Source organism: Variovorax sp. GW458-11-26-14-LB1 (genome assembly GCF_059423965.1).
The window spans coordinates 13,300-36,712 of the sequence record NZ_JBWKYW010000011.1 but is presented as its reverse complement, the minus strand read 5'-3'; the positions used below and the strand labels follow the sequence as shown (position 1 = coordinate 36,712).

The window sequence follows — 23,413 nt, the reverse complement described above, 5'->3', positions numbered from 1 at the left end:
GGCGGTTCAGTCGCCGGCGCTGCCGGGCTGCATCGCCTGTTGCACCAGCCGGGCCATGGCCGACGCGTTCTCGCTGCCGACGGCGGCCAGGCCCTGCACCGTGCCTTGACGGTCCTGCAGGGCTTCGTCCTGGCTGGCCTTGAGCTTGCCTTCGAGGCGGTCGATGGGGATCTCGATGCCCACCACGGCGCGCGCCAGCTTGCGGATGAAGGTCTCGGGCGCGTCCGTGGTCTGCCAGGGTACGGGCTGGCCGGCCTCGTTCGCCGCGGTCAGCCGCGCGAGCAGGTCGAGCAGCCAGGCTTCGTCGTCGATGGCGCGCGCGATGCCGTGCGCATGGGCGACGGCGTAGTTCCAGGTCGGCACCACCTGGCCGTGCTCGGCCTTGCCGGGGTACCAGCCGGGCGTGATGTAGGCCTGCGGCCCCTGGAACATCACGACCGAAGCAGCCGGGGCATCGAGCTGACGCCACACGGGATTGGCGCGCGACACGTGGCCGAGCAGCGTGCCGAACGGGCCGCGCGAGCGGTCGAGCAGAAAGGGCAGGTGGTTGGCGACCAGTCCGTCGGCGCCTGGCACGACCCAGGCGCCCAGCGGATGCGCGTCGATCAGCGCGTGGCTCGCGCCGAGGTCGGGCTGGCGGTGGTGCCGGGAGACGTACACGCGCGGCCTGATCGGCTCGGCGAGCTACCGCGCACAGTCGCCGCACATGCCGTGCAGCGTGAGCGCCGTGTGCCGCGTGTCGATGCCCTGCTTGCGCAGCGCCTTGCCGAGCCGGCCCATCACCTTGGGCAGTTCGGGGTCGGAGGGCAGGGCCAGCACCTTGTGGCACTGGTCGCATTCGAAGGTGTTGCCCGAGGCGGTGTCGACGTGCCGCGCGAAGCGGTTGACCCGGTCGGCGCCCACGCGGCGGTCGCACAGGCCGGCCTCGACCAGCCGGTCGAGCACGCGGTAGAGCGTGACGCGGTCGGGCGGCTCGCCCGTGGCGGCGGTGTAGGCGGCGGCCACTTCCTCGTGGGTCAGCGGCTGCGAGCCGTGTTCGAGCAGCTCGAGCACGGTCTGGGCGGCGCGCGTCACGCGCAGCCCGCTGCCGCGCAGCAGCGCCTCGCTGTCGAAGGCGGGGCCGGGCGACGAGGTCTTCGGGGACGGGTTCGGGGTGGTCTTCATGCGAAACGCCATTGTGTTGCATCCGGCGCCCCCTTGCGACGGCAAGGACAGCCGGGGGCCCGGATGTTGCGAGGTGCAAGTCAGCCAACCGGCCGTTTCGCCGCGGCCCGGGTCGCCCGAATGCGCTAAGGTCTGGGCATTCGCATTCCTGAATACCTTCGTTGACCATGTCCCGTCCCCCCATCGAAATCGAAACCGCCCCGAACCCCACCGCCTCGGTGATCCTGATGCACGGCCTGGGTGCCGACGGCAACGACTTCGTGCCGATCGCCGGCGAACTCGACCTGTCGGCCGTGGGCCCGGTGCGCTTCGTGTTCCCCAACGCGCCCGTCATTCCCGTGACCATCAACGGCGGCTACGAGATGCCCGCCTGGTACGACATCGCGGTGGCCGATCTGGTGGCGCGCGAGGACGAGGCCGGCCTGCGCCGCTCGCAGGCGAGCATCGAGGCCCTCATCGCCAACGAAAAAGCACGCGGCATCCCCGCCCACCGCATCGTGGTGGCCGGCTTCTCACAAGGCTGCGCGATGGCGCTGATGACGGGGCTGCGCTACGGCGAGCGGCTGGCCGGCATCGTCGGCCTTTCGGGCTACCTGCCGATCGCTGCGACCACGGCGGCCGAGCGCCACGGCGCCAACCACGACACGCCCGTGTTCCTCGCGCACGGCCGGCAGGACCCGGTGGTGCCGCTGGCGCGCGCCGAACAGTCGCGCGACGCGCTGGTGGCGCTGGCCCACCCCGTCGAATGGCACGAATACCAGATGGCGCACTCGGTCTGCATGGAAGAGATCGCCGACCTCAACCACTTCCTGCTGCGCGTGTTCGGCTGAAGGCCCGCCACGCCGGGCCGCGCGCGCATCCATCCTGATCCTGTCACCCCGCAAGAACGCACAGAAGGAGACCCCCATGATCCTGGTCATCGGACACGCGCTGGCAAAGGCCGACACCCTGCAGGCGATGCTGGCCATCAGCGTGGAACACGTGCTGCGCTCGCGCGCCGAGCCCGGCTGCATCTCGCACGACGTCACGACCGACGTGCAAGACCCGCTGCAGCTCACCTTCGTGGAGCGCTGGAGCGACATGGCGGCGCTGCAGGCGCACTTTCGCGTCGATGCGTCGCGCGCTTTCGGCAAGGCGCTCGCGGCCATGGCCGACGGCGTGCCGTCGATCCATGTCTACCAGTCGGAAGAGATCGACCTGTCGGCGGGCCGCGCCAAGGCCTGAATTTCGAACCCCGCTGCGCGCCGAAAGGCCGGTGGTATTTGAGAGGGTAGCTATGAAAAAAGTAGCAAAAAACAGCATAGCCGGATGCGGGATTCCCTGCTTCAGCAGTGCCTGTCCGCCCGTGCTACCTTCCAGCCCCACAGAAGATTGATGGGTCATAAGAACATGAGCAACAGATTGCAGGAGAGGCTGGGTGCACTCCCGGCCGCGCGATTGAAGGGAATGCGTCGCGGCATCGAGAAGGAAAGCCTGCGCGCGCTGCCCGACGGCAAGCTGGCCCTCACGCCGCATCCGCTGGCGCTGGGCTCGGCGCTCACGCATCCGCACATCACGACCGACTTCAGCGAATCGCAGCTCGAACTCATCACGGGCGTGCACGCGGGCGTGGAGTCGGCGCTCGAAGAGCTCACGCGGGTGCACCAGTTCACCTACCGCGTGCTCGACCAGCTCGGCGACGAGCGCCTGTGGGTGTCGAGCATGCCCTGCGGCCTGCCGACCGACGAGACCATTCCGATCGGCCGCTACGGCTCGTCGAACGTGGGCCGCGCCAAGAGCGTGTACCGCATGGGCCTGAGCCATCGCTATGGCCGCCGCATGCAGACCATTTCGGGCATCCACTACAACTGGTCGCTGCCGGAGGTGTCGAGCGAAGAGTACTTCGCGCTCATCCGCAACTTCCGCCGCCAGGCCTTCCTGCTGCTGTACCTGTTCGGCGCCTCGCCGGCCCTGTGTTCGAGCTTCGTCGCGGGCCGCCCGCACGAGCTGCAGCCGCTGGGCGACGGCAGCATGTACATGCCGCACGGCACATCGCTGCGCATGGGCCGCCTGGGCTACCAGAGCGAGGCGCAGGCCTCGCTGGCCGTGAGCTACAACAGCCTGGAGGGCTACGGCGCCTCGCTGCAGGACGCGCTCACGCGCCCGTGGCCGGCCTACGAGGCCATCGGCATCCGCAACCTGGGCGGCGACTACAACCAGCTGGGCACCAGCCTGCTGCAGATCGAGAACGAGTTCTACGGCACCATCCGCCCCAAGCGCGTCATCCACTCCGGCGAGCGCCCGCTGCATGCGCTGCGCGAGCGCGGCGTGGAGTACGTCGAGGTGCGCCTGATGGACCTCGACCCCTTCGAGACCGTCGGCATCAATGCGCAGACCATGCGCTTCATCGACGTGTTCCTGCTGCACTGCCTGCTGAACGACAGCCCCGACGACACGCCGCAAGAAATCGCCGACCTGGCGCAGAACCAGCACCTCACGGCCGCGCGCGGCCGTGAGCCGGGGCTGAAGCTGCGCCGCGACGGGCGCGAGGTCGGGCTCACCGACTGGGGCCTGGAGCTGGTCGAGCAGTGCCTGCCGATTGCCGCCGCGCTCGACGCGGCGCAGGGCGGCACGCAGCACGTCGACGCGGTGCGCGCCGCCAAGGCCGGCCTCGAGAACCCCGACAGCCTGCCCTCGGCCCGCGTGCTCGCGGCCATCGAGCAGCAGCACGGCAACTCCTTCGTCGGCTTCGTGCGCGCCCAGTCGGAGCAGACCCGCGCCGCGCTGCTGGCGCTGCCGTTCTCGGCCGCGCAGCAGGCCGGGTTCGAGCAGATGACGGCCGAGTCGATCCAGGCGCAAAAGCGCATCGAGGCGGCCGACACCATGCCCTTCGAGATCTACCGCGAGCAGTACGTCTCGCCGGCGCGCCTGGGCATGGCCCCCGGCCGCCTGCCGGTCGCGGCCTGAGACGGTCACCCCGGCGGCGCCGGCCGGCGCATGCCGACAGCGCCGCTGGCCGATGGCCTACAGCCATTGACCTGTCCGGCTCACCGTGGCGCGGCGGCCAGCCCGGAAGATGGCGTCATGCGCTGCCCAGTTCCGGACCCGAGACACCCACCATGACGCTCCATGCCTACCTGGTCGAGGACAGTCCGGTGATCCGCGAGAACCTGGTCGACTTTCTCGAGGACGTGGTCGATGCGCACGTGATCGCCTCGGCCAGCACCGCCGACGAAGCGCTCGACTGGCTGCGCGATCACAAGAGCGATTGGGACCTGGCCATCGTCGACCTGTTCCTGCAGCGCGGCAACGGCCTGGCCGTGCTGAACGCCTGCCGCCAGCGCTCGCCGCACCAGAAGGTGGTGGTGCTCAGCAACTACGCCACCGCCGACATGCGCCTGCGCTCGCAGCAGCTGGGTGCCGACGCCTTCTTCGACAAATCAGCCGAACTCGACCAGTTGGTGGCGTACTGCGCCACCGTCCAGCCGTCGCATGGGTGACTCCCGCCGGGGGCGCCCGGCGGCGAACGGGGCGGGGAACTGAGGTAAAACGTTGGGTTGTTGTCAATTGGCAACCCTCACCAACACCGACCCACACAGTTCAGACAGCGAGCAGAGACCTCATGAGCAACAGCACCTCCATCGACTTCCAGGGCCGCGTGGCCATCGTGACCGGCGCGGGCGGCGGCCTGGGCCGCCAGCATGCGCTGGCCTTGGCGGCGCGCGGCGCCAAGGTGGTGGTCAACGACCTGGGCGGCGCGCGCGACGGCTCCGGCGGCTCGGTCAGCGCCGCACAGGCGGTGGTCGACGAGATCAAGGCGGCCGGCGGCGAAGCCATTGCCAACGGCGCCTCGGTGACCGACTTCGAGGCCGTGCAGGCCATGGTCAAGCAGGCGGTCGACGCCTGGGGCCGCGTCGACATCCTGGTGAACAACGCCGGCATCCTGCGCGACAAGAGCTTCGCCAAGATGGAACTGGACGATTTCAAGCTGGTGGTCGACGTGCACCTGATGGGCGCCGTGAACTGCACCAAGGCCGTCTGGGCGCTCATGAACGAGCAGAAGTACGGCCGCATCGTGATGACCACCTCGTCCTCGGGCCTGTACGGCAACTTCGGCCAGAGCAACTACGGCGCCGCCAAGCTGGCGCTGGTGGGCCTCATGCAGACGCTGAGCATCGAAGGCGCCAAGAACGACATCCGCGTGAACTGCCTGGCGCCCACCGCCGCCACGCGCATGACGGAAGACCTGTTCCCCAAGGACATGCTCGAGGCCTTCCGCCCCGAGGCCGTGGTGCCCGCGATGCTGGTGCTGGCCGCGCAGGACGCGCCCAACCGCACGATCCTCTGCGCCGGCGCCGGCACCTTCGAGGCCGCCCACATCACGCTGACGCAGGGCGCCTGGCTGGGCATTGCCGCCGACACGCCCGAGCAACTGGCCGCGCGCCTGTCGGAAGTGACCGCGCGCGAGGGCGAGGCCGTGCCGCAAAGCGGCACCGCCCAGGGCGCGAACGAAGTCGCCAAGGGCCAGGCGAACGCCGGCCGACGCTGAGCCTTCGTCACGCGGTGCAGGGCGCTTGACTTCGAGCGCACTCGAGCATTTCCAATGAATTCACCGGATGTCCGGTGTCTTCATTCATCCAAGGAAATCACGCCATGCACACGATCGACAACAAGGCCCTGGTCCAGCGCATCCACGCGGAGCTGGACAAGGGCAACGGCCAGGCCTTCATCGACAGCCTGGCCGACGACGCCAGCTGGACGCTGGAAGGCAGCACGCCCTGGTCGCGCACGTACCAGGGCAAGCAGGCGATCCGCGAGGAGCTGATCAAGCCGCTGTTCGGGCAGTTCGCCGGGCCCTATGTGAGCAAGACCGAATGCATCATTGCGGAAGGCGACCGCGTGGTGGTGCTGTTCAGCGGCGACGTGCCCACCAAGGCCGGCAAGCGCTACAACAACCGCTATTGCTACGTCTACCGACTCGAAGGAGGCCAGGTGAAGACATTGACCGAGTACTTCGACACCGCGCTGGTCGAGCGGGCGCTCGATGCGCCGACTGCCCATGCCGGCTGACTCTAGCGCTGCCGCCGCGCCGTTTCACATCGGCGAGCTGGCCGCACGCACGGGCCGCACGGTGCACGCCATCCGCTGGTACGAATCGCAGGGCCTCGTGCCCGGCGTGGCGCGCGACGCGGGCGGACGGCGCGTGTACGGCGAACTGCACGTGGGCTGGCTCGACCTGATGGACCGGCTGCGCCGCACCGGCATGTCGATCGCCGAGATGCGCGACTACACGGCGCTCGCGTTGCAGGGCAAGGCCACGCTGCGCCAGCGGCGCGACCTGCTCGAGGCGCACCGCGCGCGCGTGCACCAGACGATCGCCGACTGGCAGCAGGCGCTGTCGCTGGTTGATCGCAAGATCGATTTCTACGACGCCTGGATGGCCGACGGGCGGCGCCCGCCGCTCATTCCGGTGGAAACGCCGCAGCGCCTGCCCGCACCGAAGCGCAAGCCGGCGCGCTGAGCTTCGACTCGACTACTCGGCGACGAAGCCCTCGCCGTCGCGGCGGATCGAATCGCGGGCGCGGTGGTTGTTGAGGCGGCCCAGCGTGTTGTCGAGCAGGCGCTTGAGCTTGTCGGCCGCGCCGCGGAAGGCCTCGTCGAGGCTGGTGGCGTGCTGTGTCACCGCGAGCGGCTGGTGGTGCGCCAGGCGCGCTTCCATCACGCAGCACTTGTCGCCGCCGCCGGCCTTGTCGTGGTTCTCGTCGCTCAGGTGCACCTCGACGCGCGTCACGTCTTCGACGAAACGGCTCAGGTGCTGCTTGATCTCGGTGTCTGCCCAGCGCTCCAGCGTGTCCTTGTTGGTGATGCCATTGCTCGTGTTGACCTGGATCTGCATTGCGTATGTCCCTGCTGGATGGTGAACGAGCCTTCACTGTGCACCCGAAAGAGTGCCCCTGTGCGTAGGTGTGTTGCCCCTTTTTGCCGGGGCATGGCCGCGTGCTCAGCTCTGGATGTAACTGGTCAGCTGGGTGATGGTCTGCTCGTGCTCGGAAATGATGTCGTCCATCAGGTCTTGAATGGAGATCATGCCGACCACCTTGTCGCCGTCGACCACGGGCAGGTGGCGGAACTTGCGCTGGCTCATGAGCGCCATGCAGGCGCGGGTGCGGGTCTGCGGGGTGACGGTCATCACGTCGGGCGTCATGATCTCGGCGACCTTCATCTCCTTGGAGTTCTTGCCCTGCAGCGCCACCTTGCGGGTGTAGTCGCGCTCGGACAAAAAGCCCACGAGCTTTTCGCCGTCCATCACCATGAGCGCGCCCACTTCGAAATGCGCCAGCGTGGCCAGCGCGTCGAACACACTGGTGTCGGGCGAGGTGCGCCAGGCGGCGGAATCGTGGCGCTTGAGCAGTTCGGAGACGGGTTTCATCGCAGGCACTCCATTCAGGGGTTTCGATCCGGCCGACGCACGTGGCGGCGCCGTGCTTCGGACAAATCATAGGGGCGGAATCGCCCTTCGCGATGCAAAACCCTCCCGGGTATTGCGCGTGTCATGCCGCGCACACGAACCCGGGGATGATCAAGGGTGCTCAGGGCGCGGCGGCGAGCACGCGGCTCAGCGCCACGGCATTGCCCGCGACGTCCTTCACGAGGCCCTGCGCGTCGAAGTTCACCTGGAACTCCGACCAGCTGTCGCGCCAGTAGCGCCACACCGGCGCGTCCAGGCTCGGGTTCTCGCTGGCCACCGGGTAGCCCAGCGCCATCAGCACCTGTTCGCGCGTCATGCCCGGCATCACCTTGCCCGCGAGGATGGCGGCGCCCACCGCGGGCGGAAAGCTGGCGATCTTGCGCTTGGGGTCTTCGGTGACCACATAGCGCTTGGCGAAGTCGATCAGCGTGATGTTGCGGCTGTAGTCGTTCTTGATGCGCTGGGGCTTGCCCGCGAGATCGAGGTTGAAGAAGCGGAAGTCGTAGGCCGTGATGCGCGCCGGCGTGCCCACGGGGACGACGCTCGTGCCCTGTTCGTCGTAGTTGATGTCGCTGATCGAGTCGCCGTAGGTGCGCATGTTGCAGCACAGGAAGCCGTCGGTCAGCGGGCCGGGCGGTGGCGACGGGCGCTGGGCATGCACAGCGGTGGCGGACAGGATGGTGGTGGCCGCGAGCAGGGCGGCGGCAAGGCGCTGGACCATGAAAAGGATCTCCCTCGGTGTGACTTTTTGAAACGGCTGCGGGCGCAGCGCGCGGATTCTAGGGGTGATCTGGCGGCCAACAAGCCAGTGAATACGCCAGTTGGTGCTATCAAAAGCGCAGCAACGAGGAATCGGTCCGTTTCCCGGTTCACAATGCGCACCCGGCCTGCGAGGCCGGTCCCCTTCCAGACAGCGCGAAAGAAAGAGCATCCATCGATGGCGATCCAGTGGTTCCCCGGTCACATGTATTCGACCCAGAAGGCCATCACCGAACGGGTGAAGGACATCGACGTGGTGATCGAACTGCTCGACGCGCGCCTGCCCGGCTCCAGCGCCAACCCGATGCTGGCCGAGCTCACGGCCGGGCGGCCCACGCTGAAGGTGCTCAACAAGCAGGACCTGGCCGACCCTGCGCGCACCGAGGCCTGGCTGGCGCACTACAACGCGCTGCCCGACACCCGCGCCATCGCGCTCGATGCCAGCCTGACCATGCCCGCGCAGCGCATCGTGCGCGCCTGCCACGAGCTGTCGCCCAACCGCGGCGGCATGGCCAAGCCGATGCGCGTGCTGATCTGCGGCATTCCCAACGTGGGCAAGTCGACCCTCATCAACACGCTCACCGGCGGGCGCAAGGCCAAGACCGGCGACGAGGCCGGCATCACCAAGCTGGAGCAGCGCATCACGCTGGCCGACGACTTCTATCTGTGGGACACGCCCGGCATGCTGTGGCCGCGCATCATCGTGCCCAAGAGCGGCTACAACCTCGCGGCCAGCGGCGCGGTGGGGCGCAACGCTTTCGATGAAGAAGAGGTGGCGCTGGAGCTGCTCGACTATCTCAAGGCGAACTACGCCGAGGGCATCGTCGCGCGCTTCAAGCTCGTCGAGCTCGATGCCGCCACCCTGGGCGGCATGAAGGACGAAGACGTCCTCGACACCATCGGCCGCAAGCGCGGCGCGCTGCTGGGCAAGGGCAAGGTCAACCTGCAGAAGGCGGCCGAGATCGTGATGCACGAGTTCCGCGCCGGCAACCTGGGGCGCATCACGCTCGAGACGCCCGAAGAGTTCGCGCAGTGGTTGGCTGCCGGCCAGCGCGCCGACGCCGAGCGCGCCGCGAAGAAGGCGGCGCGCGGCAAGAAGGGCAAGGCCAAGCCCGAGGCGCCCGAGGCAGACGGCGGCCCAACGGCCGACGCGTGAAGGTCTTGCGCGCGCCGCGCTGAACGCCGCGCGGGCCGCCCCTATCATCGAGAGATGCAACGTCTCACGCGCCAGCGCAACGCCGTTTTCTCCGCCTTCAGCGACGCCGGCCGCGTGCTGACCGCCCCCGAAATCCTCGAACACGCACGGGCCATCGTGCCCGAGATCAGCCTGTCGACGGTGTACCGCCAGGTCTCGCTGCTGCTGGCCGACGGCGAGATCGCCAAGGTCGAACTGCCGGGCGAACCGGCGCGTTACGAAGTGGCCTGCAAGGCTGATCCACACGATCACGCTTCGCACGGCGCAAGCGACGACGCGGGGCACCACCACCATCACTACTTCCATTGCTCGCAGTGCGGCCAGGTGTTCCTGCTGCACGCCTGCCCGGGGCCGATGCACGACCTGGCCCCCAAGGGCTTCCAGGTGACGCACCACGAGGTCACGCTGCATGGCCTGTGCGCCGCCTGTGTCGACGCCGGCGCGAAAGCGCCGAAGGCGCACCCGCCGCACTGACGACGGCGGGGCCCCGGATGCCGGGGAAAGGTCAACAAAGTTATTGAGAATGAATTCGCAATAACGTATATTCGCGTGTCCGAACGAACTCCCCGGCCACGCACATGCAAGTCCTGTCCTCGCTCAAGGAAGCCAAGAAGCGTCACCGCGATTGCCAGGTGGTGACGCGGCGCGGCCGCACCTACGTCATCTGCAAGTCCAACCCGCGCTTCAAGGCGCGGCAAGGCGGCGCAAAGAACAAGAACAAGCGCTGACGCGCGGCGGCACCGCTGCCGCCTTCATTCCCCCTCGATGACCGCATCGGCGTGCCCACGCCGGGGCGTGCCTGCGCGCGTCTTTCCTTTCCTTCTTCCTTCCATCGGAACCCCTCCGCCATGCTCCGAGCCTCCGGCCTCACCAAACGCTACGGCGCGCACACCGCGCTCGACCGTCTCGACCTCGACATCCGCGGCGGCGACATCTACTGCCTGCTGGGCGCCAATGGCGCGGGCAAGACGACCACCATCAACCTGTTCCTGAACTTCATCGCGCCGACCGACGGCACGGTGCAGATCAACGGCACCGACGTCACGCGCCACCCGGTCGCGACCAAGCAGGACGTGGCGTACATCCCCGAGCAGGTCACGCTGTACGGCACGCTCTCGGGCCTGGAAAACCTGCGCTTCTTCGCCGGCCTGGCGCTGGGCCACGAACTGCCGCGCGAACGCCTGCTCGCGCTGATGACCGAGGTGGGGCTCGACCACGCCGCCGCCGACAAGCGCGTCAGCATGTATTCGAAGGGCATGCGCCAGAAGGTGTGGATCGCGGTGGCGCTGGCCAAAGAGGCCAAGGCGCTGCTGCTCGACGAGCCCACCTCGGGGCTCGACCCGCATGCCGCGGCCGAGTTCTCCGACCTGCTGCGCCGCGCGGCCGACCGCGGCGTGGCCGTGCTCACCACCACGCACGACCTGTTCCATGCGCAGCAGACCGCCACGCGCGTCGGGATCATGAAGCGCGGCCGGCTGGTCGAAAGCCTCGACGGCGCGCAGATCGGCCAGACCGACCTGCAGTCCCTCTACCTGCAACACATGAGGGCCTGACCCGATGACGATGCGCTGGATCGCCCGACGCGAATTCACCGAACGCCTGCGCGACGGCCGCCTGTACTGGGCCGGCGGGCTCGTGGCCGTGCTGCTCCTCACCGCGCTGGCCGTCGGCTGGGCGCACCAGCGCGGCGCGCATGCCGAGCAGGTCGTCGCGCAGGCCATGGACTACCGCGACTGGCTGCACCAGGACAAGCGCCATCCGCACGACGCCGCGCACCAGGGCATGCATGCCTTCAAGCCCGAGCCGCCGCTGTCGATGGTCGATGCGGGCATCAACCCCTACATCGGCAGCACCGTGTGGCTGCAGGCGCACCGCCAGAGCGAGGTCAAGTTCAACGCCGCGCAGGACGCGACGGGCCTGCAGCGTTTCGGCAACCTGTCGGTGGGCTGGATCCTGCAGGTGCTCGGCCCGCTGCTGGTGATCGTGCTGGGCTTCAACGCCTTCGCGGGCGAGCGCGAGCAGGGCATACTGCGCCAGACGCTGAGCCTGGGCGTGGCACCGCTGCGCCTGCTGGCCGGCAAGGCGCTCGCGCTGTCGGCGCTGCTCGCGGTGCTGCTGGTGCCGGCGGCCTTGGTTGCGGCCGTTGCCGTGGCGGTGGGCGCGGAGCCGGGCGGGCGCGTCGATGCGCTGCTGCGGTTGGGCGCGTGGTCGCTGGGTTACGCGGTGTACCTCGGCATCTTCGTGTGCCTGGTGCTGGGCGTGTCGGCGCTGTCGTCGACCTCGCGCATGGCGATCACCGTGCTGCTCGCGCTGTGGATCGGGCAGGCCGTGATGGCGCCGCGCGTGCTGTCCGAGCTTTCGCGCACCTGGTATCCGAGCCCAACGCGGCTCGAGTTCAACAAAGCGCTGGGCGCGGAACTCAAGGCCGTGTCGAACCAGGTCTGGCAGCAGAACTTCGGCACCACCGAACGCTGGGGGCGCGATGTGCCGCTGAGCAAGTGGGGCATCGCGCTGCGCCTGGACGACCAGGCCTCGTACCCCGTGTACGACCGCCACTACGGCCGCTTGTGGGACACCTGGGAACAGCAGCAGAAAGTGCAGGAGTGGAGCGGCCTGCTGCTGCCGCTGCTCGCGGTGCGCAGCTTCTCGATGGGCATGGCGGGCACTGACTTCTCGCACCACCGGCGCTTCACCACGGCGGCCGAACTGCACCGCCGCCACATCCAGGACCTGATGAGCAAGGACCTCGTGGCGCATGCCGATCCGCTCGGCGACCGCCACTTCTCCTACCAGGCCACGCCCGAGCTCTGGGCCACCGTGCCGCCCTTCGACTACCACCCGCCGGGGGCCGGGTGGGCGTTGCGGCACCAGGCGCGCAGCTTCCTCGTGCTGTGCGCCGGCCTGCTGCTCGCGGCGGCGTTCGCGGCCTTCGCCACCCTGCGCCAGCGCGCGCTCTGAGAGGGGATGCCACCCATGTCCTCCATCCATCCTCCCCAAGGCCGCCGCCTGCTGGCCGTGATGCGCCAGGAAGTCCGTTTGATGCTCGCCGAGCGCGGCCTGTGGGTCGTCGGCGCGTTGTTCCTTCTGCTCGTCGCCTATGCGCTGGGCAATGGCCTGCTGCAGACCGCCCAGCGCGACCGCGCGCAGGCGGCCGTGGCGCAGGCCGACCGCGACACCCGCACCGCGCAGCGCACCTTGCTCGAAGCCATCTTCGCCGGTACCGCGCAGCCCACGCCCTTCGAGAACCCGGCCGACCCCTCGCGCATGGCGAGCGGCTACGGCGGCCAGCACGTGCTGTTGCCGACCGCGCCGCTGGGCCCGGTGGCGCTGGGGCAGAGCGACCTGTTCCCGAGCCAGTACCAGGTCACGAACCAGAGCCGCGTGGTGTTCATGAACCCGAGCGACATCGAGAACCCGTGGCACCTGCTGAGCGGGCATTTCGACCTGGCCTTCGTCATCGTCTACCTGCTGCCGCTGCTCATCTTCGCGCTCAGCTACAACCTGCTGTCGGCCGAGCGTGAGAACGGCACCTTGCGCCTGCTGTTGTCGCAACCGCTGCGGCTGCGCACGCTGCTCGCGGGCAAGCTCACGGTGCGCGCCGCCGTGCTGCTGGGGCCGGCGGTGCTGCTGCCGGTGGCGGTGCTGTGGATTGCGCGCCATGCGGGGCTCACTGCCGGCGGCGCGGGCAGCGCCACGCTGTGGTGGGCGCTGCTGGTCGGCGCCTACGCGCTGTTCTGGTTCGCGCTGGTGGTGGCGGTGAACGCCTTTGGCGCCTCGTCGGCGACGAACGCGATGGTGCTCGTCATCGCCTGGGTGCTGCTGGTGCTCGTGGCGCCGGTGCTGCTGAACCTGGCCGTCACGCAGGCCGCGCCCGCGCCGTCGCGCACCGAGCTGGCCACGCGCCAGCGCGTGGTCACGGCCGAGGCGATGAAGCGCTACCAGGACCTGCTGGGCACCGAATACCAGCACGTGGGGCAGGGCGCCATCCTCGTGCCGCGCGACGGCAAGATCGAGATCGCCGGCCGCTCGCTGGCCAACTACCGCATCCAGCGCGAGGTCGACGAAGCGATCCGCCCCGCGCTCGCGCGCTTCGACGCACAACAGGCGGCACAGCAGGCGCTGGTGGGCCGCTTCGGCGCCGTGTCGCCGGCGGCCGTGGCCTACGAAGGCATGACCGCACTGGCCGGCAACGGCGCACGCCGCCATGCGCGCTTCGATGCGCAGACCGTGGCGCACCACGAAGCCTGGAAGGCCTTCTTCTTCCCGCGCATCGACGCGCGCGATGCGCTCGCCCCGGCCGACTTCGACCGCATGCCCACCTTCGCCTGGCACGAGGAGCCCGCCGACCTCGTGCGCGGGCAGGCCGCGCTCGCCGTGCTGCAACTGCTGGTGCCGAGCCTGCTGCTGTTCGGCCTTGCGGCCTGGCGGCTGCGGCGCTTCTCGGTGGCCTGACGCTTTCTTCATTTCTTCCACGCACCGCTCCATGACCCCGTTCACCCGCACCACCGTCGCGCTGGCCGCCTTCACCGCCTTGCAAGTCGCCTCTGCACAAGACAGCAGCAACGCCGAACTCGGCACCGTCACCATCGAAGGCAGCCGCGACGCGAACAGCCTGCACCTCGATGATTCGAGCGGCTCGGCTTCGCGCCTGGGCCTGTCGGTGCGCGAGACGCCGGCCTCGGTCGAGATCCTGTCGCAGGACGCGATCCAGCAACGCGGCGCGCGCACCTTCAGCGAGGCGCTGCGCGGCATGGCGGGCCTGTCGGGCGGCGGCCCCCCGTCGTCGCCGACCACGCTGTCGCTGCGCGGCTTCACCAGCCTCATGTACCTGTACGACGGCGTGCGCAGCTCGGGCGCGGGCGTCACCAACCGCGTGCAGGACACCTGGAACTACGAGCGCATCGAAGTGCTCAAGGGCCCGGCCTCGGTGCTCGACGGCGAAGGCGCCATCGGCGGCATCGTCAACTTCGTGACCAAGCGGCCCGACCGCAGCAACCCGCACAAGGAAGCGCTGCTTTCGTATGGCAGTTATGGCTCCACGCGCGCGGCCTTCGGCTTCGGCGGCGCACTCGGCGAGGCCAGCGCCTACCGGCTCGACTACAGCCGCAACGAAACGAAGGTGGGCACCATCGACCGCAACGGCGAGCGCATCGACCACTTCACGAGCGGCCTGCTGGTGGACCTGGGCGGCTCGGTGAAGCTCGACCTGTCGTTCGACTACCTGCGCGACGACAACGACGCCTACTGGGGCACGCCGCTCGTGCCGCGCAGCTTCGCCACGCAGCCGACCAACGTCGTCAGCACGCCCGACGGCCGCGTGATCGACCGGCGCATGGCGCGCACCAACTACAACGTGCGCGACGACGAGAACTCTTCAGAAACCTATTGGCTGCGCGCGCGCCTCACGGGGCAACTCGACGGCGGCTGGTCGTGGCGCAACGAGTTCTCGGCCAACCAGTCCAAGCGCATGTTCCGCAATTCCGAGAGCGCCACCTTCGTGCCGCCCGCCAGCATCGCGCGCGACCAGACACTCATCACGCACGACCAGGACTTCTGGCTCGACCGCTTCGACGCCACGCACAAGGGAAAGATCGCCGGCCTGGACAACCGCTTCGTCGTCGGCGGCGAGTACAGCGAAACTCGCTTCGGCAGCCAGCGCCGCTTCTCCAACAGCAGCCCCACCACCACCGCGCAACTGCGCGTGCCGGTGTTCGACCCGTACACCGGCTACTTCGACGACAACCCCGCGCTGACCACCGGCGCGGGCAATCGCGCCGACACCTTCTCGCGCGTGAAGGTCGCTTCGGTCTTCGTGGAAGACGCGCTCAAGCCGATGCGCGACCTCACGCTGGTCGGCGGCCTGCGCCACGACCGCACCGAGGTCGACCGCCGCATCTGGGACCTGAACGCGGGCAGCGTCACGCGCTTCGGCGCGAGCTACCGCGCCACCTCCGGGCGCCTCGGCGCGGTGTACGACCTGTCGCCGCAGTCGAGCCTGTATGCGCAGTACACCAACGCCACGCTGCCGGTGGGTTCGCTGTTCCTGCTGTCGGCGTCGAACGCTGCGTTCCCGATGTCGCGCGGCAAGCAGGCCGAGGTGGGCTTCAAGCAGAGCCTGCCCGCGGCCAACATGGAGTGGACCGCAGCGCTGTACAAGATCGAACTCGACAACGTGCTCTCGCGCGACCCGAACAACGCGGCCACCACCGTGAACAACGGCCGCCAGTCGTCACGTGGCCTCGAGCTGTCGGCCGTGTGGAAGCCCACGCGCGAATGGACGCTGGCGGGCAACCTGGCGGCGCTCGATGCGCGCTTCGACACGCTGGTGGAAGCCGGCAACGTCCCGCGCGTGGGCAAGACCCCGCCGAACGTGCCCGAGCGCATGGCCAACGTCTTCGCCACCTACCGGCCCGACGGTTCGAAGTTCGAATACTTCGCGTCGCTGAACCACACCGGGCCGATGTACACCGACAACGCCAACCAGATCCGCATCAACGGCTTCACCACGGTCGATGCGGCCGTGAGCTATCGCTTGAAGAACGCGCTGCTGAGCTTTCGCGTGCGCAACCTGACGGACCGGCTCTACGCGACCTGGACCGGCCGCGCCGCGAGCCAGGTTCTGCTGGCGCCGCGGCGGACCTTCGAGGTGTCGGCGAAGTTCGATTTCTGAAGCCCGGCCGCTGAGGAGAACCGACAGCGCCCAGTGTGCGCAGGACACTGGGTGCTTCCCGCAGCGAAATCAAGGAGGAGGCCGCAGGCCGGGGGACATTCGCGGAGGGAAGTACCCGGTGGCCTGTGCACACGCCCTGAACAACCCCCGCTTCAGCGCATCTGCAGTCGCGCATCCTTCGGATACCCGATCGTGTAGTCCGCCGACACCCGCGCCGTCTGCCCCGCGTCCAGGTCGAAGCGCCACATCGCCAGCCCCGGCTGCTTGTTCCACGCCTGATCGGCCGGCTGCGGCGCAAAGCGCGTGGTCACGCGCACCTGCTCGTCGACCGACACCGGCGCGGCCTCCAGCACCTGCACCGCGATCGGCGTGCGATGACGGTTCTCGACCACGTAGGCGCGTTGCACCTGGCGCTCGGCGCGCGAGCCGACGAAGCCGCCCGAGCCCTGGTTGTCGCGCTCGGGCTCGACCTGCACGCGCACCAGCTCGTCGCGGCCGAACGAGAGCGTGAGCTTGGCGTCGCTCGGCGCATTCCAGCGGCCCTGGCCGACGAAGTTGCCGTCGCGGTACAGCTGCATCGGGCCGGCCGGCCACACGCCCGCGGGCTGCGCCATCTCGGCGACCAGGAAGGCGCTCGGGTCCACGCGCGGGCTGGTGCGCGCGGCGAGCTGCGCCGTGTCCTCATGCTGGCCCAGTGCCAGGGTCACGCGCTGTCCGTTGGAAGGCACGTCAATGCTCTGCGGCACGGAAAATTCGGTGGCGAAGCTGTTGTCGAACACGCTCACGTCGAACAGCGGCTCGCGTGCGCGCTCCATGGCCATCTTGCGGTCGGCGGCAATGGCGGCCGGGGCGGCGGCAGGCATCGGTGCGGCCATGTACGCCGACTCGGCATTCGCGCGCGGCGGCGGCTCGATGCCGATGCGCCATGCGCTCGGCGTGCGCCCCGTGGTCTCGCGGCGTGGCTGGCCGGTGGACAGCACCAGCTTCACCCCGCGCCAGTCCTCGCCCGTGGCCTGCGCCACCAGCGCCTGGCGCTCGATGCGCACCTTGCGCGTCGTGGTGTCGAGCAGCGCGCGGTAGCTCGGCGTCCAGCCGGGGCCGTTGACCTGGTAGCTGAGCTTCACGTCGGCGTCGGCACTGGCGGCCAGCGTGACGGTCACGGCCGTCACCTGCGCACCCTGGCCCTGCGTGCGACCGCGCTCGGCCAGCAGCGGCTGGAGCTGGCGGTCGAGGTCCGTCTGGCGGCGCTGGATCTGGTGCTGCTTGAGCAGCGCGTCCTGGCCCGAGCGGCGCATCGCGTCGGTCACGGCTGTGAGGTTGCGCGCGTCCATCGGCGCGCGCGCGCCGGGGCCCGACTCGGTGCCCGACAGCCCCTTGAGATAACCCGTGACCATGCCCAGCGCATCGGTCTCGGCCTGCAACGCGGCCTTGCGGTCTTCGAGTTCGCGGATGCGGCCGTCGAGCGCGCTGGTCGCGCAGTTCGCCGAGAGCTCGTGCGCCTCGCTGAGCACCGAGGTCTCGCCCACGCGCACGGCCGCACCAGCCGACACCTGCAGGCTCTGCACGTCGAGCCCGGCCGGCAGGCAGGCGAAGGTGACCGAGCGGCTGCCCGCCGCGACGCGCGCCACGCGCTCCACCGTGGCGCTGCCGGGATAGACCTTGACCTGTGTGATGCGCGAGGCATCGGCCTGCAGCTGCGCATGGGCGCCGACGCCCGCGGTCAGCCAGAGGGCGGCGACGGCGGTGGCACGCAGGAGGGGACGGGCGGAGAACGGTGTGTGCATGGAAAGCCTTCCGGAAGAAAGTCGGTGACGAATCTCCGCTTCTACGGACGGGGCGGGCGAACGGGGTTAAGGCGTCGCGAAGTTTTTTTCATGACGCCGGTGTGACGCGGGCGCGTTGCTGTCGCGCAGGCATCTGCCGGCGGCGAACCGGTCACCCAAGAGACGGTGCGCGGCGGTTCCACTTCCTAGAGTGGGTCTCGCCTTCCCTCCATTGATTCACCCTGAAAGGACCCCCCATGCTCGACACGATCCAGGCCATCAACCGTTCGGCCGCCTTCAATCGCTGGGCCGGCTTCGACGTCACCCAGGCCGCCGACGGGCAGGCCGAACTGCGCATGAAATGGCGCGAGGAAGACATGGGCCAGTACACCGGCTTCCTGCACGCGGGGATGATCGCCGCGCTGCTCGACACCGTGAGCGGCTTCGCGGCCGCCACCGTGGCGGGCCGCGTGCTGGCCTCGCATTTCTCCATCAACTGCATCTCGCCCGCCATCGGCGAGGCCTTCGTGGCGCGCGGGCGCGTGGTGAAGGCGGGGCGCAAGCAGGTGTTCGTCGGGGCCGAGCTTTTCGCTCAGCCTGCGGGTCAGGGCGAAGACAAGCTCAAGCTCGTGGCGACGGCGAACGCCATCCTGGTGCCGGTGGACGAGGCGTCGACGACGCCGAAGCCGAAGCAGGCGGCGTAACCACCACGGCAGGCTCGGCCTCGGGCTTGCGCTTCAGTCCGAACAGCGGGCGCAGCCAGCCGATGCGGCGGATCAGCCCGTCGGTCAGCAGCCAGCAGCCGGCGATGGTCACGGCGACCAGCGCCACGGGCTCCCACACCGGGCCCAGCGCCAGCGGCACCAGCAGCGCCACCCCCGCGACGATCAGCGTCTGGTGCAGCATGTACCACGGGTAGACCGACTCGTTGGCCCAGCGCAGCCACGGCCAGGGGCGGTTCAGGTGGCGGTGGCCATGGCCCAGGATCGTGGCGACCGCGAGCCACAGGTAGGCGGTGCGCAGCACGTTCATCAACAGGCCCTTGGGCGCAACGACGGCCCCGACGCGCAGTGCGATGAACGCGCCGATCGCCGCCACCGCCAGCAGCAGCGACACGCGGCGCAGCCGTTCGAGCTCGCGCCAGATGCCGGTGTCCACGCCCATCCAGTAGCCGTAGAGGAAGACGGTGAAGTAGATGCTGTGCAGGTGGAAGTCCCACACCAGGTTGTGCGTGGCCGGAAAGTGCCGCGCCAGCAGCACCGTCCACGCCAGCAGCGGCAGCGCGGGCAGCATCAGCAGCTGCCAGCCGCGCAGCCCGTTGAAGCGCCGCCGCACCCACTGGCCGGCCGCCGAGCGCCACAGCGGCAGCGTCAACGCGACCAGTGCCGTGTAGAGAAACAGGTAGGGCAGGTACCAGAGGTGGTTCCAGGTGATGCCGAACTCCGCCCCCGCGAACGCGCCCTTGGGCCAGGGCGCGCCCATCGACAGGTAGCGCAGCAGGAAGGTGCCGAAGCCCGGCGCCACCAGCCCGCGCGCCACGCCCTCGGCATAGGCCTGGTAGGGCACGACCACCGCCATGCCGAAGGCCAGCGGCAGCATCAGCCGCAGCCCCCGGCTGCGCAACAGGCCCCAGGTGCCCTGACCCCGGCTCAGGAAACCGAGCGACACGCCCGAGATGAGAAACACCAGGTCCATGCGCCACAGGTTCAGCACCCGCATCGGCCACGGCAGCCACTCGGCCGCGTGCGGGCTCTTCAGGTGCCAGGGCCAGTCGGCCACGTAGTACATGCCCACGTGGTAGAGGATGACGAGCAGGAAGGCGAGGGCGCGCAGGGCGTCGATGTCGTGGCGGCGCTGTGGCGTGGGAACGGAATCGGAGGGCATGGCGAGCTCCTGGAACGAGGAAACGGCGGTCATCGTGGCCCCCGCGCCCGTCCCCGGGGCCATCGCCGGGACGGATCGGCCCGGATTTGTGACGAACGATGGCCCTCAGGGACGAAATCCGGCCCCCGGTTCGCGAGAATCCCCGCATGAGCGAGCCGCGCAAGAACCTGTACGAGCGCTACGAACCGATCCGACGGTACGTCGAGGTCGGCTTCTGGATCGTGCTGATGACGGTGCATGCCGCGATCAGCACCGTGGTCGCGCTCATCGACGCCCGCAGCCGCGCCGTGCCGCGCGCGAACTGGGAGGTCGTCACCTGGGAGGTGTCGAGCCACATCGCGCTGCTGGCCCTGGTGCCGGTGCTGGTGGCCGTGGAGCGCCGGCTGTCGCCGCTGGCGCGCGACCACTGGGTGCGCTTTCTTGCGGGGCATCTGGTGGCCAGCGTGCTCCTGAGCCTGGCGCACGTCGCGGCGATGTTCGGGCTGCGCGCCGCGGTGTACGCGGCCGCCGGCGAGTCCTACGACTTCGCCGGCGCCATGGGGCGATGGGGCTACGAGTACCTGAAGGACGTGCGGGTCTACGCCACGATGGTCTTCGGCGTGTGGGCCTATCGGCTCTTCATGCTGCGGCTGCAGGGCGAGGCGCGCGTGCTCGATCCGCCGGAAGAGGGTGTGGCGCCGGTGCCCGAGGCGCTGGCGGAACCGGAGGGTTTCGAACCCTCCGTGCAGGACGTGCCCCCGCCGGCAGCACCGCCGCCGGCCCGCCCCGAACGCTTCCTCGTGCGCAAGCTGCGCCGCGAATTCCTCATCGCCGCCACCGACATCGACTGGCTGCAGGCCGAGGGCAACTACGTCGGCCTGCACGTCAACGGCCACGACTACCTGCTGCGTGCCACGCTCACCGACTTCCTGACCCAGCTCGACCCCGCCACCTTCGTGCGCGTGCACCGCAGCCACGCGGTGAACCTGGGTCGCATCAAGGAGATCGAGCCGCTCGACGGTGGCGACGCCCGGCTGCACATGCACGACGGCACGACCGTGCCCTGCAGCCGGCGCTACCGCGACGCCCTGCGCGGCGGCGCGGGCTGATCGCTGCGGCGTCGCGTTCCGATCCGGTGCGTGCCCTGCGAAATCGGCCCATTCCTGGGTCGTTTCGCACCATTCAAGAGCCTTCAGGCACCATTTTTGCTTTCTTGCGCCGGCGCCCCGAGCCGTTCGGGTGCGATGCACCAAATCAAACCAAAAACCTGCAAGAAGCTCTCATGGACGCACTCAAACAGGGCGCTGACGCGCTGTTCATCCTTCTCGGCGCCATCATGGTCCTGGCCATGCATGCCGGCTTTGCCTTTCTGGAACTGGGCACCGTGCGCAAGAAGAACCAGGTCAATGCGCTGGTCAAGATCCTGGTCGACTTCTCGGTGTCGACCATCGTGTACTTCCTGGTGGGCTACGGCGTGGCCTACGGCACGCATTTCTTCGTCAGCGCCACCGAACTGTCGGCAAGAAGCGGCTACGAGCTGGTGAAGTTCTTCTTCCTGCTGACCTTCGCGGCGGCCATTCCGGCCATCATCTCGGGCGGCATCGCCGAGCGCGCCAAGTTCTGGCCGCAGCTGATCGCCACCGCGGTGATCGTCGGTTTCGTCTACCCGCTGTACGAGGGCATCGCCTGGAACAAGGCCTTCGGCATCCAGGGCTGGATCGCCTCGGTCACCGGCCACGAGTTCCATGACTTCGCCGGCTCGGTCGTCGTGCATGCCGTGGGCGGCTGGCTCGCGCTGCCGGCCGTGCTGCTGCTGGGCGCGCGCCGCAACCGCTACCGCGGCGACGGCTCGCTGAGCGCACACCCGCCGTCGAACATCCCGTTCCTGGCGCTGGGCGCGTGGGTGCTGTGCGTGGGCTGGTTCGGCTTCAACGTGATGAGCGCGCAGAGCATCGACAAGATCTCGGGCCTCGTCGCCGTCAACTCGCTGATGGCGATGGTCGGCGGCACGCTGGTGGCGCTGGCCATGGGCAAGAACGACCCCGGCTTTGTCTACAACGGCCCGCTCGCCGGCCTCGTGGCCGTGTGCGCCGGCTCCGACCTGATGCACCCGCTGGGCGCGCTCGTGGCGGGCGGCGTGGCCGGCGCCATCTTCGTGTTCATGTTCACGCGCACCCAGAACAAATGGAAGATCGACGACGTGCTCGGCGTGTGGCCGCTGCACGGCCTGTGCGGCACCTGGGGCGGCATCGCGGCCGGCATCTTCGGCACGCAGGCGCTGGGCGGCATCGGCGGCGTGAACCTGTGGGCGCAGCTCATCGGCACCTTGCTCGGCGTGGTCTGGGCGCTGATCGGCGGCGCCGTGGTGTACGGCGTGCTCAAGGCGACGATGGGGCTGCGGCTGTCGCAGGAGGAGGAGTACGACGGGGCGGACCTGTCGATCCACCACATTTCGGCGACGCCGGAGCGGGAAGTGAACTGGTGAGGGCGATGCGGCTCAGGACATGAGCCGCATCGGGGGATTTGCGGCGCACGGCACGAATTTGCCAGCTGTAGCAAACTTGCCGGCGGCCCCCGATCCCACCTGTTCACCACCCCATGACCCAATTGCCCCCCGCCCTCGAAGTCCTCCCCCGCGACCTGTCCGCCTACCGCGAGGGCAACGTCGGCATCGACTACGTGCACCGCTTCGAGTCCGGCAAGCCCGGCCCGCACGTGCTGATCAACGCGCTGACGCACGGCAACGAGATCTGCGGCATGACCGCCGCCACGCACCTGCTCGACACCGGCGTGCGCCCGAAGATCGGCACGCTCACCGTCAGCTTTGCCAACGTGGCGGCCTACGAGTCCTTCAACGAGGCGCTGCCTTTCGACAGCCGCCAGCTGGTGCACAACCTCAACCGCGTGTGGTCGCCCGAATGGCTCGACGGCAGCGAGGACAGCCCCGAGCTGCGCCGCGCCCGCGAGTTGCGCCCGGTGGTGAGCGCGGCCGACCACATCCTCGACATCCATTCCACGAGCCAGCCCGTGATCCCGTTCTGGGTGTATCCGGCCTTCGACCGCAACGCCGAGGCCGCCATGGCCATCGGCCGCCCGTCGGTGCACCTGGTGATGCCCGACGGCCTGGGCTCGGGCACGCCGCTGATCCAGCACGGCCAGCATGGCCGGGCCGACGGCAAGGGCGTGGCGCTGGTGGCCGAGTGCGGCCAGCATTTCCTGCGCTCGGCCTCCGAGCTGGCCACCGCCATCTCGCTCGACTTCCTGGCGCACTTCGGCCTCATCGACAAGGACCCGGCCGTGCCCGCGCCCGGCGAGCAGCGTCGCTTCGAGCTGCTCCAGACGCACGTGATCAAGTCGGAAGACTTCGCCTTCGTGCGTCCACTGATCGGCTTCGAGACCTTTGCCAAGGGCGAGCTGATCGCCACCAACGGCCCCGACGAAATCCGCGCGCCGTGCGACGACTGCACGATCTTCATGCCCGCGCAGCGCACGATCGTGGGGCGCGAAGCGGTGTACCTGACCAGGCCGCTCTGAGGCCGGCGCCCTTCAGT

The 23,413-nt window shown here is 69.2% G+C and carries 25 protein-coding genes; 18 read left to right on the top strand and 7 right to left on the bottom strand.

Annotated elements, in window-relative coordinates; translation table 11 throughout:
- Positions 1-6: 6 nt before the first annotated feature.
- Together AC07YS_RS10165 and AC07YS_RS10160 are read right to left on the bottom strand one after the other, a co-directional pair.
- Positions 7-660: an FMN-binding negative transcriptional regulator gene (locus tag AC07YS_RS10165; protein WP_369646325.1), complete on the bottom strand. Its 654-nt coding sequence runs from the start codon at positions 658-660 to the stop codon at positions 7-9.
- 24 nt (positions 661-684) lie between these two features.
- Positions 685-1,164 carry a Fur family transcriptional regulator gene (locus AC07YS_RS10160; RefSeq protein WP_062477006.1) on the bottom strand — a complete coding sequence of 160 codons (480 nt, stop codon included), beginning with the start codon at positions 1,162-1,164 and terminating at the stop codon, positions 685-687.
- Between the two features lie 167 nt (positions 1,165-1,331).
- Here AC07YS_RS10160 and AC07YS_RS10155 point away from each other — a divergent pair, with 167 nt between their 5' ends.
- The 7 genes from AC07YS_RS10155 (at position 1,332) to AC07YS_RS10125 (ending at position 6,664) form a co-directional block, all read left to right on the top strand.
- Complete coding sequence (locus AC07YS_RS10155; protein WP_495273717.1) at positions 1,332-1,994, top strand: alpha/beta hydrolase; 663 nt, start codon at positions 1,332-1,334, stop codon at positions 1,992-1,994.
- Between the two features lie 76 nt (positions 1,995-2,070).
- Positions 2,071-2,388: a putative quinol monooxygenase gene (locus AC07YS_RS10150; protein ID WP_159270917.1), complete on the top strand. Its 318-nt coding sequence runs from the start codon at positions 2,071-2,073 to the stop codon at positions 2,386-2,388.
- A 165-nt stretch (positions 2,389-2,553) separates the two neighbouring features.
- Positions 2,554-4,110, top strand: a complete 1,557-nt coding sequence (gene gshA / locus AC07YS_RS10145; protein WP_062477001.1) for a glutamate--cysteine ligase — start codon at positions 2,554-2,556, stop codon at positions 4,108-4,110.
- Between the two features lie 152 nt (positions 4,111-4,262).
- A complete protein-coding gene (locus tag AC07YS_RS10140; protein ID WP_139706529.1) occupies positions 4,263-4,643 on the top strand; it encodes a response regulator transcription factor in 381 nt (126 codons plus the stop codon).
- A gap of 122 nt (positions 4,644-4,765) precedes the next feature.
- Complete coding sequence (locus AC07YS_RS10135; protein ID WP_492727849.1) at positions 4,766-5,692, top strand: SDR family NAD(P)-dependent oxidoreductase; 927 nt, start codon at positions 4,766-4,768, stop codon at positions 5,690-5,692.
- Between the two features lie 104 nt (positions 5,693-5,796).
- On the top strand, positions 5,797-6,213 hold the full coding sequence (locus tag AC07YS_RS10130) for a nuclear transport factor 2 family protein (RefSeq protein ID WP_095948937.1): 417 nt from the start codon (positions 5,797-5,799) through the stop codon (positions 6,211-6,213).
- Positions 6,203-6,664, top strand: coding sequence for a MerR family transcriptional regulator (locus AC07YS_RS10125; RefSeq protein ID WP_159270920.1), 462 nt, complete (start codon positions 6,203-6,205; stop codon positions 6,662-6,664). The genes AC07YS_RS10130 and AC07YS_RS10125 overlap by 11 nt, the downstream gene beginning before the upstream one ends.
- Before the next feature lie 12 nt (positions 6,665-6,676).
- Here the strand turns inward: AC07YS_RS10125 and AC07YS_RS10120 are convergent, their stop codons facing one another.
- From AC07YS_RS10120 to bamE, 3 genes are all read right to left on the bottom strand, one after another.
- Positions 6,677-7,039, bottom strand: coding sequence for an HPF/RaiA family ribosome-associated protein (locus tag AC07YS_RS10120; RefSeq protein ID WP_062476985.1), 363 nt, complete (start codon positions 7,037-7,039; stop codon positions 6,677-6,679).
- A gap of 105 nt (positions 7,040-7,144) precedes the next feature.
- A complete protein-coding gene (locus AC07YS_RS10115; RefSeq protein ID WP_070062567.1) occupies positions 7,145-7,573 on the bottom strand; it encodes a CBS domain-containing protein in 429 nt (142 codons plus the stop codon).
- Between the two features lie 160 nt (positions 7,574-7,733).
- On the bottom strand, positions 7,734-8,333 hold the full coding sequence (gene bamE, locus AC07YS_RS10110) for an outer membrane protein assembly factor BamE domain-containing protein (protein ID WP_495270093.1): 600 nt from the start codon (positions 8,331-8,333) through the stop codon (positions 7,734-7,736).
- A gap of 216 nt (positions 8,334-8,549) precedes the next feature.
- On the opposite strand from bamE, the gene ylqF reads away from it, so the two are divergent.
- The 7 genes from ylqF (at position 8,550) to AC07YS_RS10075 (ending at position 16,236) form a co-directional block, all read left to right on the top strand.
- Positions 8,550-9,527: a ribosome biogenesis GTPase YlqF gene (gene ylqF / locus AC07YS_RS10105; RefSeq protein ID WP_495270094.1), complete on the top strand. Its 978-nt coding sequence runs from the start codon at positions 8,550-8,552 to the stop codon at positions 9,525-9,527.
- 54 nt (positions 9,528-9,581) lie between these two features.
- On the top strand, positions 9,582-10,040 hold the full coding sequence (locus AC07YS_RS10100; protein WP_095746174.1) for a Fur family transcriptional regulator: 459 nt from the start codon (positions 9,582-9,584) through the stop codon (positions 10,038-10,040).
- Between the two features lie 104 nt (positions 10,041-10,144).
- Positions 10,145-10,294 (top strand): type B 50S ribosomal protein L36, encoded by a 150-nt coding sequence (ykgO, locus tag AC07YS_RS10095; protein ID WP_013542562.1) that lies wholly within the window; start codon positions 10,145-10,147, stop codon positions 10,292-10,294.
- Positions 10,295-10,414: 120 nt separating this feature from the next.
- Positions 10,415-11,119: an ABC transporter ATP-binding protein gene (locus AC07YS_RS10090; RefSeq protein WP_062476970.1), complete on the top strand. Its 705-nt coding sequence runs from the start codon at positions 10,415-10,417 to the stop codon at positions 11,117-11,119.
- A gap of 4 nt (positions 11,120-11,123) precedes the next feature.
- Complete coding sequence (locus AC07YS_RS10085; RefSeq protein WP_495270095.1) at positions 11,124-12,524, top strand: ABC transporter permease subunit; 1,401 nt, start codon at positions 11,124-11,126, stop codon at positions 12,522-12,524.
- Positions 12,525-12,539: 15 nt separating this feature from the next.
- Positions 12,540-14,018 (top strand): ABC transporter permease subunit, encoded by a 1,479-nt coding sequence (locus tag AC07YS_RS10080; protein WP_495270096.1) that lies wholly within the window; start codon positions 12,540-12,542, stop codon positions 14,016-14,018.
- 31 nt (positions 14,019-14,049) lie between these two features.
- The gene (locus AC07YS_RS10075; protein ID WP_495270097.1) at positions 14,050-16,236 is read left to right on the top strand and encodes a TonB-dependent receptor; all 2,187 of its coding nucleotides are present in this window, start codon (positions 14,050-14,052) and stop codon (positions 16,234-16,236) included.
- Between the two features lie 152 nt (positions 16,237-16,388).
- Here AC07YS_RS10075 and AC07YS_RS10070 read toward each other — a convergent pair whose 3' ends face one another.
- Positions 16,389-18,020: a DUF4139 domain-containing protein gene (locus AC07YS_RS10070; RefSeq protein WP_495270098.1), complete on the bottom strand. Its 1,632-nt coding sequence runs from the start codon at positions 18,018-18,020 to the stop codon at positions 16,389-16,391.
- Positions 18,021-18,256: 236 nt separating this feature from the next.
- On the opposite strand from AC07YS_RS10070, the gene AC07YS_RS10065 reads away from it, so the two are divergent.
- Entirely contained in the window at positions 18,257-18,703 is a 447-nt protein-coding gene (locus tag AC07YS_RS10065; protein ID WP_390342541.1) for a PaaI family thioesterase, read from the top strand.
- Here the strand turns inward: AC07YS_RS10065 and AC07YS_RS10060 are convergent.
- Positions 18,621-19,883 carry an acyltransferase family protein gene (locus AC07YS_RS10060; protein WP_495270099.1) on the bottom strand — a complete coding sequence of 421 codons (1,263 nt, stop codon included), beginning with the start codon at positions 19,881-19,883 and terminating at the stop codon, positions 18,621-18,623. The genes AC07YS_RS10065 and AC07YS_RS10060 overlap by 83 nt on opposite strands.
- A 146-nt stretch (positions 19,884-20,029) precedes the next feature.
- Here AC07YS_RS10060 and AC07YS_RS10055 point away from each other — a divergent pair, with 146 nt between their 5' ends.
- From AC07YS_RS10055 to AC07YS_RS10045, 3 genes are all read left to right on the top strand, one after another.
- Positions 20,030-20,971 (top strand): LytTR family DNA-binding domain-containing protein, encoded by a 942-nt coding sequence (locus AC07YS_RS10055; protein ID WP_495270100.1) that lies wholly within the window; start codon positions 20,030-20,032, stop codon positions 20,969-20,971.
- A 173-nt stretch (positions 20,972-21,144) separates the two neighbouring features.
- The gene (locus tag AC07YS_RS10050; RefSeq protein ID WP_062476947.1) at positions 21,145-22,347 is read left to right on the top strand and encodes an ammonium transporter; all 1,203 of its coding nucleotides are present in this window, start codon (positions 21,145-21,147) and stop codon (positions 22,345-22,347) included.
- Between the two features lie 113 nt (positions 22,348-22,460).
- Positions 22,461-23,396, top strand: a complete 936-nt coding sequence (locus tag AC07YS_RS10045) for a M14 family metallopeptidase (protein WP_492696539.1) — start codon at positions 22,461-22,463, stop codon at positions 23,394-23,396.
- Positions 23,397-23,413 lie beyond the last annotated feature (17 nt).

What these genes read in the sequence shown, in the direction of transcription:
- AC07YS_RS10100 (WP_095746174.1), top strand. Translation starts at nt 9,582, where the DNA reads ATGCAACGTCTCACGCGCCAGCGCAACGCCGTTTTCTCCGCCTTCAGC.
- bamE (WP_495270093.1), bottom strand. Translation starts at nt 8,333, where the DNA reads ATGGTCCAGCGCCTTGCCGCCGCCCTGCTCGCGGCCACCACCATCCTG.
- AC07YS_RS10115 (WP_070062567.1), bottom strand. Translation starts at nt 7,573, where the DNA reads ATGAAACCCGTCTCCGAACTGCTCAAGCGCCACGATTCCGCCGCCTGG.
- AC07YS_RS10060 (WP_495270099.1), bottom strand. Translation starts at nt 19,883, where the DNA reads ATGCCCTCCGATTCCGTTCCCACGCCACAGCGCCGCCACGACATCGAC.
- AC07YS_RS10065 (WP_390342541.1), top strand. Translation starts at nt 18,257, where the DNA reads ATGCTCGACACGATCCAGGCCATCAACCGTTCGGCCGCCTTCAATCGC.
- ykgO (WP_013542562.1), top strand. Translation starts at nt 10,145, where the DNA reads ATGCAAGTCCTGTCCTCGCTCAAGGAAGCCAAGAAGCGTCACCGCGAT.
- AC07YS_RS10120 (WP_062476985.1), bottom strand. Translation starts at nt 7,039, where the DNA reads ATGCAGATCCAGGTCAACACGAGCAATGGCATCACCAACAAGGACACG.
- AC07YS_RS10125 (WP_159270920.1), top strand. Translation starts at nt 6,203, where the DNA reads ATGCCGGCTGACTCTAGCGCTGCCGCCGCGCCGTTTCACATCGGCGAG.
- AC07YS_RS10050 (WP_062476947.1), top strand. Translation starts at nt 21,145, where the DNA reads ATGGACGCACTCAAACAGGGCGCTGACGCGCTGTTCATCCTTCTCGGC.
- gshA (WP_062477001.1), top strand. Translation starts at nt 2,554, where the DNA reads ATGAGCAACAGATTGCAGGAGAGGCTGGGTGCACTCCCGGCCGCGCGA.
- AC07YS_RS10070 (WP_495270098.1), bottom strand. Translation starts at nt 18,020, where the DNA reads ATGCACACACCGTTCTCCGCCCGTCCCCTCCTGCGTGCCACCGCCGTC.
- AC07YS_RS10130 (WP_095948937.1), top strand. Translation starts at nt 5,797, where the DNA reads ATGCACACGATCGACAACAAGGCCCTGGTCCAGCGCATCCACGCGGAG.
- AC07YS_RS10055 (WP_495270100.1), top strand. Translation starts at nt 20,030, where the DNA reads ATGAGCGAGCCGCGCAAGAACCTGTACGAGCGCTACGAACCGATCCGA.
- AC07YS_RS10140 (WP_139706529.1), top strand. Translation starts at nt 4,263, where the DNA reads ATGACGCTCCATGCCTACCTGGTCGAGGACAGTCCGGTGATCCGCGAG.
- AC07YS_RS10160 (WP_062477006.1), bottom strand. Translation starts at nt 1,164, where the DNA reads ATGAAGACCACCCCGAACCCGTCCCCGAAGACCTCGTCGCCCGGCCCC.
- AC07YS_RS10135 (WP_492727849.1), top strand. Translation starts at nt 4,766, where the DNA reads ATGAGCAACAGCACCTCCATCGACTTCCAGGGCCGCGTGGCCATCGTG.
- AC07YS_RS10090 (WP_062476970.1), top strand. Translation starts at nt 10,415, where the DNA reads ATGCTCCGAGCCTCCGGCCTCACCAAACGCTACGGCGCGCACACCGCG.
- AC07YS_RS10150 (WP_159270917.1), top strand. Translation starts at nt 2,071, where the DNA reads ATGATCCTGGTCATCGGACACGCGCTGGCAAAGGCCGACACCCTGCAG.
- AC07YS_RS10080 (WP_495270096.1), top strand. Translation starts at nt 12,540, where the DNA reads ATGTCCTCCATCCATCCTCCCCAAGGCCGCCGCCTGCTGGCCGTGATG.
- AC07YS_RS10085 (WP_495270095.1), top strand. Translation starts at nt 11,124, where the DNA reads ATGACGATGCGCTGGATCGCCCGACGCGAATTCACCGAACGCCTGCGC.
- ylqF (WP_495270094.1), top strand. Translation starts at nt 8,550, where the DNA reads ATGGCGATCCAGTGGTTCCCCGGTCACATGTATTCGACCCAGAAGGCC.
- AC07YS_RS10045 (WP_492696539.1), top strand. Translation starts at nt 22,461, where the DNA reads ATGACCCAATTGCCCCCCGCCCTCGAAGTCCTCCCCCGCGACCTGTCC.
- AC07YS_RS10075 (WP_495270097.1), top strand. Translation starts at nt 14,050, where the DNA reads ATGACCCCGTTCACCCGCACCACCGTCGCGCTGGCCGCCTTCACCGCC.
- AC07YS_RS10155 (WP_495273717.1), top strand. Translation starts at nt 1,332, where the DNA reads ATGTCCCGTCCCCCCATCGAAATCGAAACCGCCCCGAACCCCACCGCC.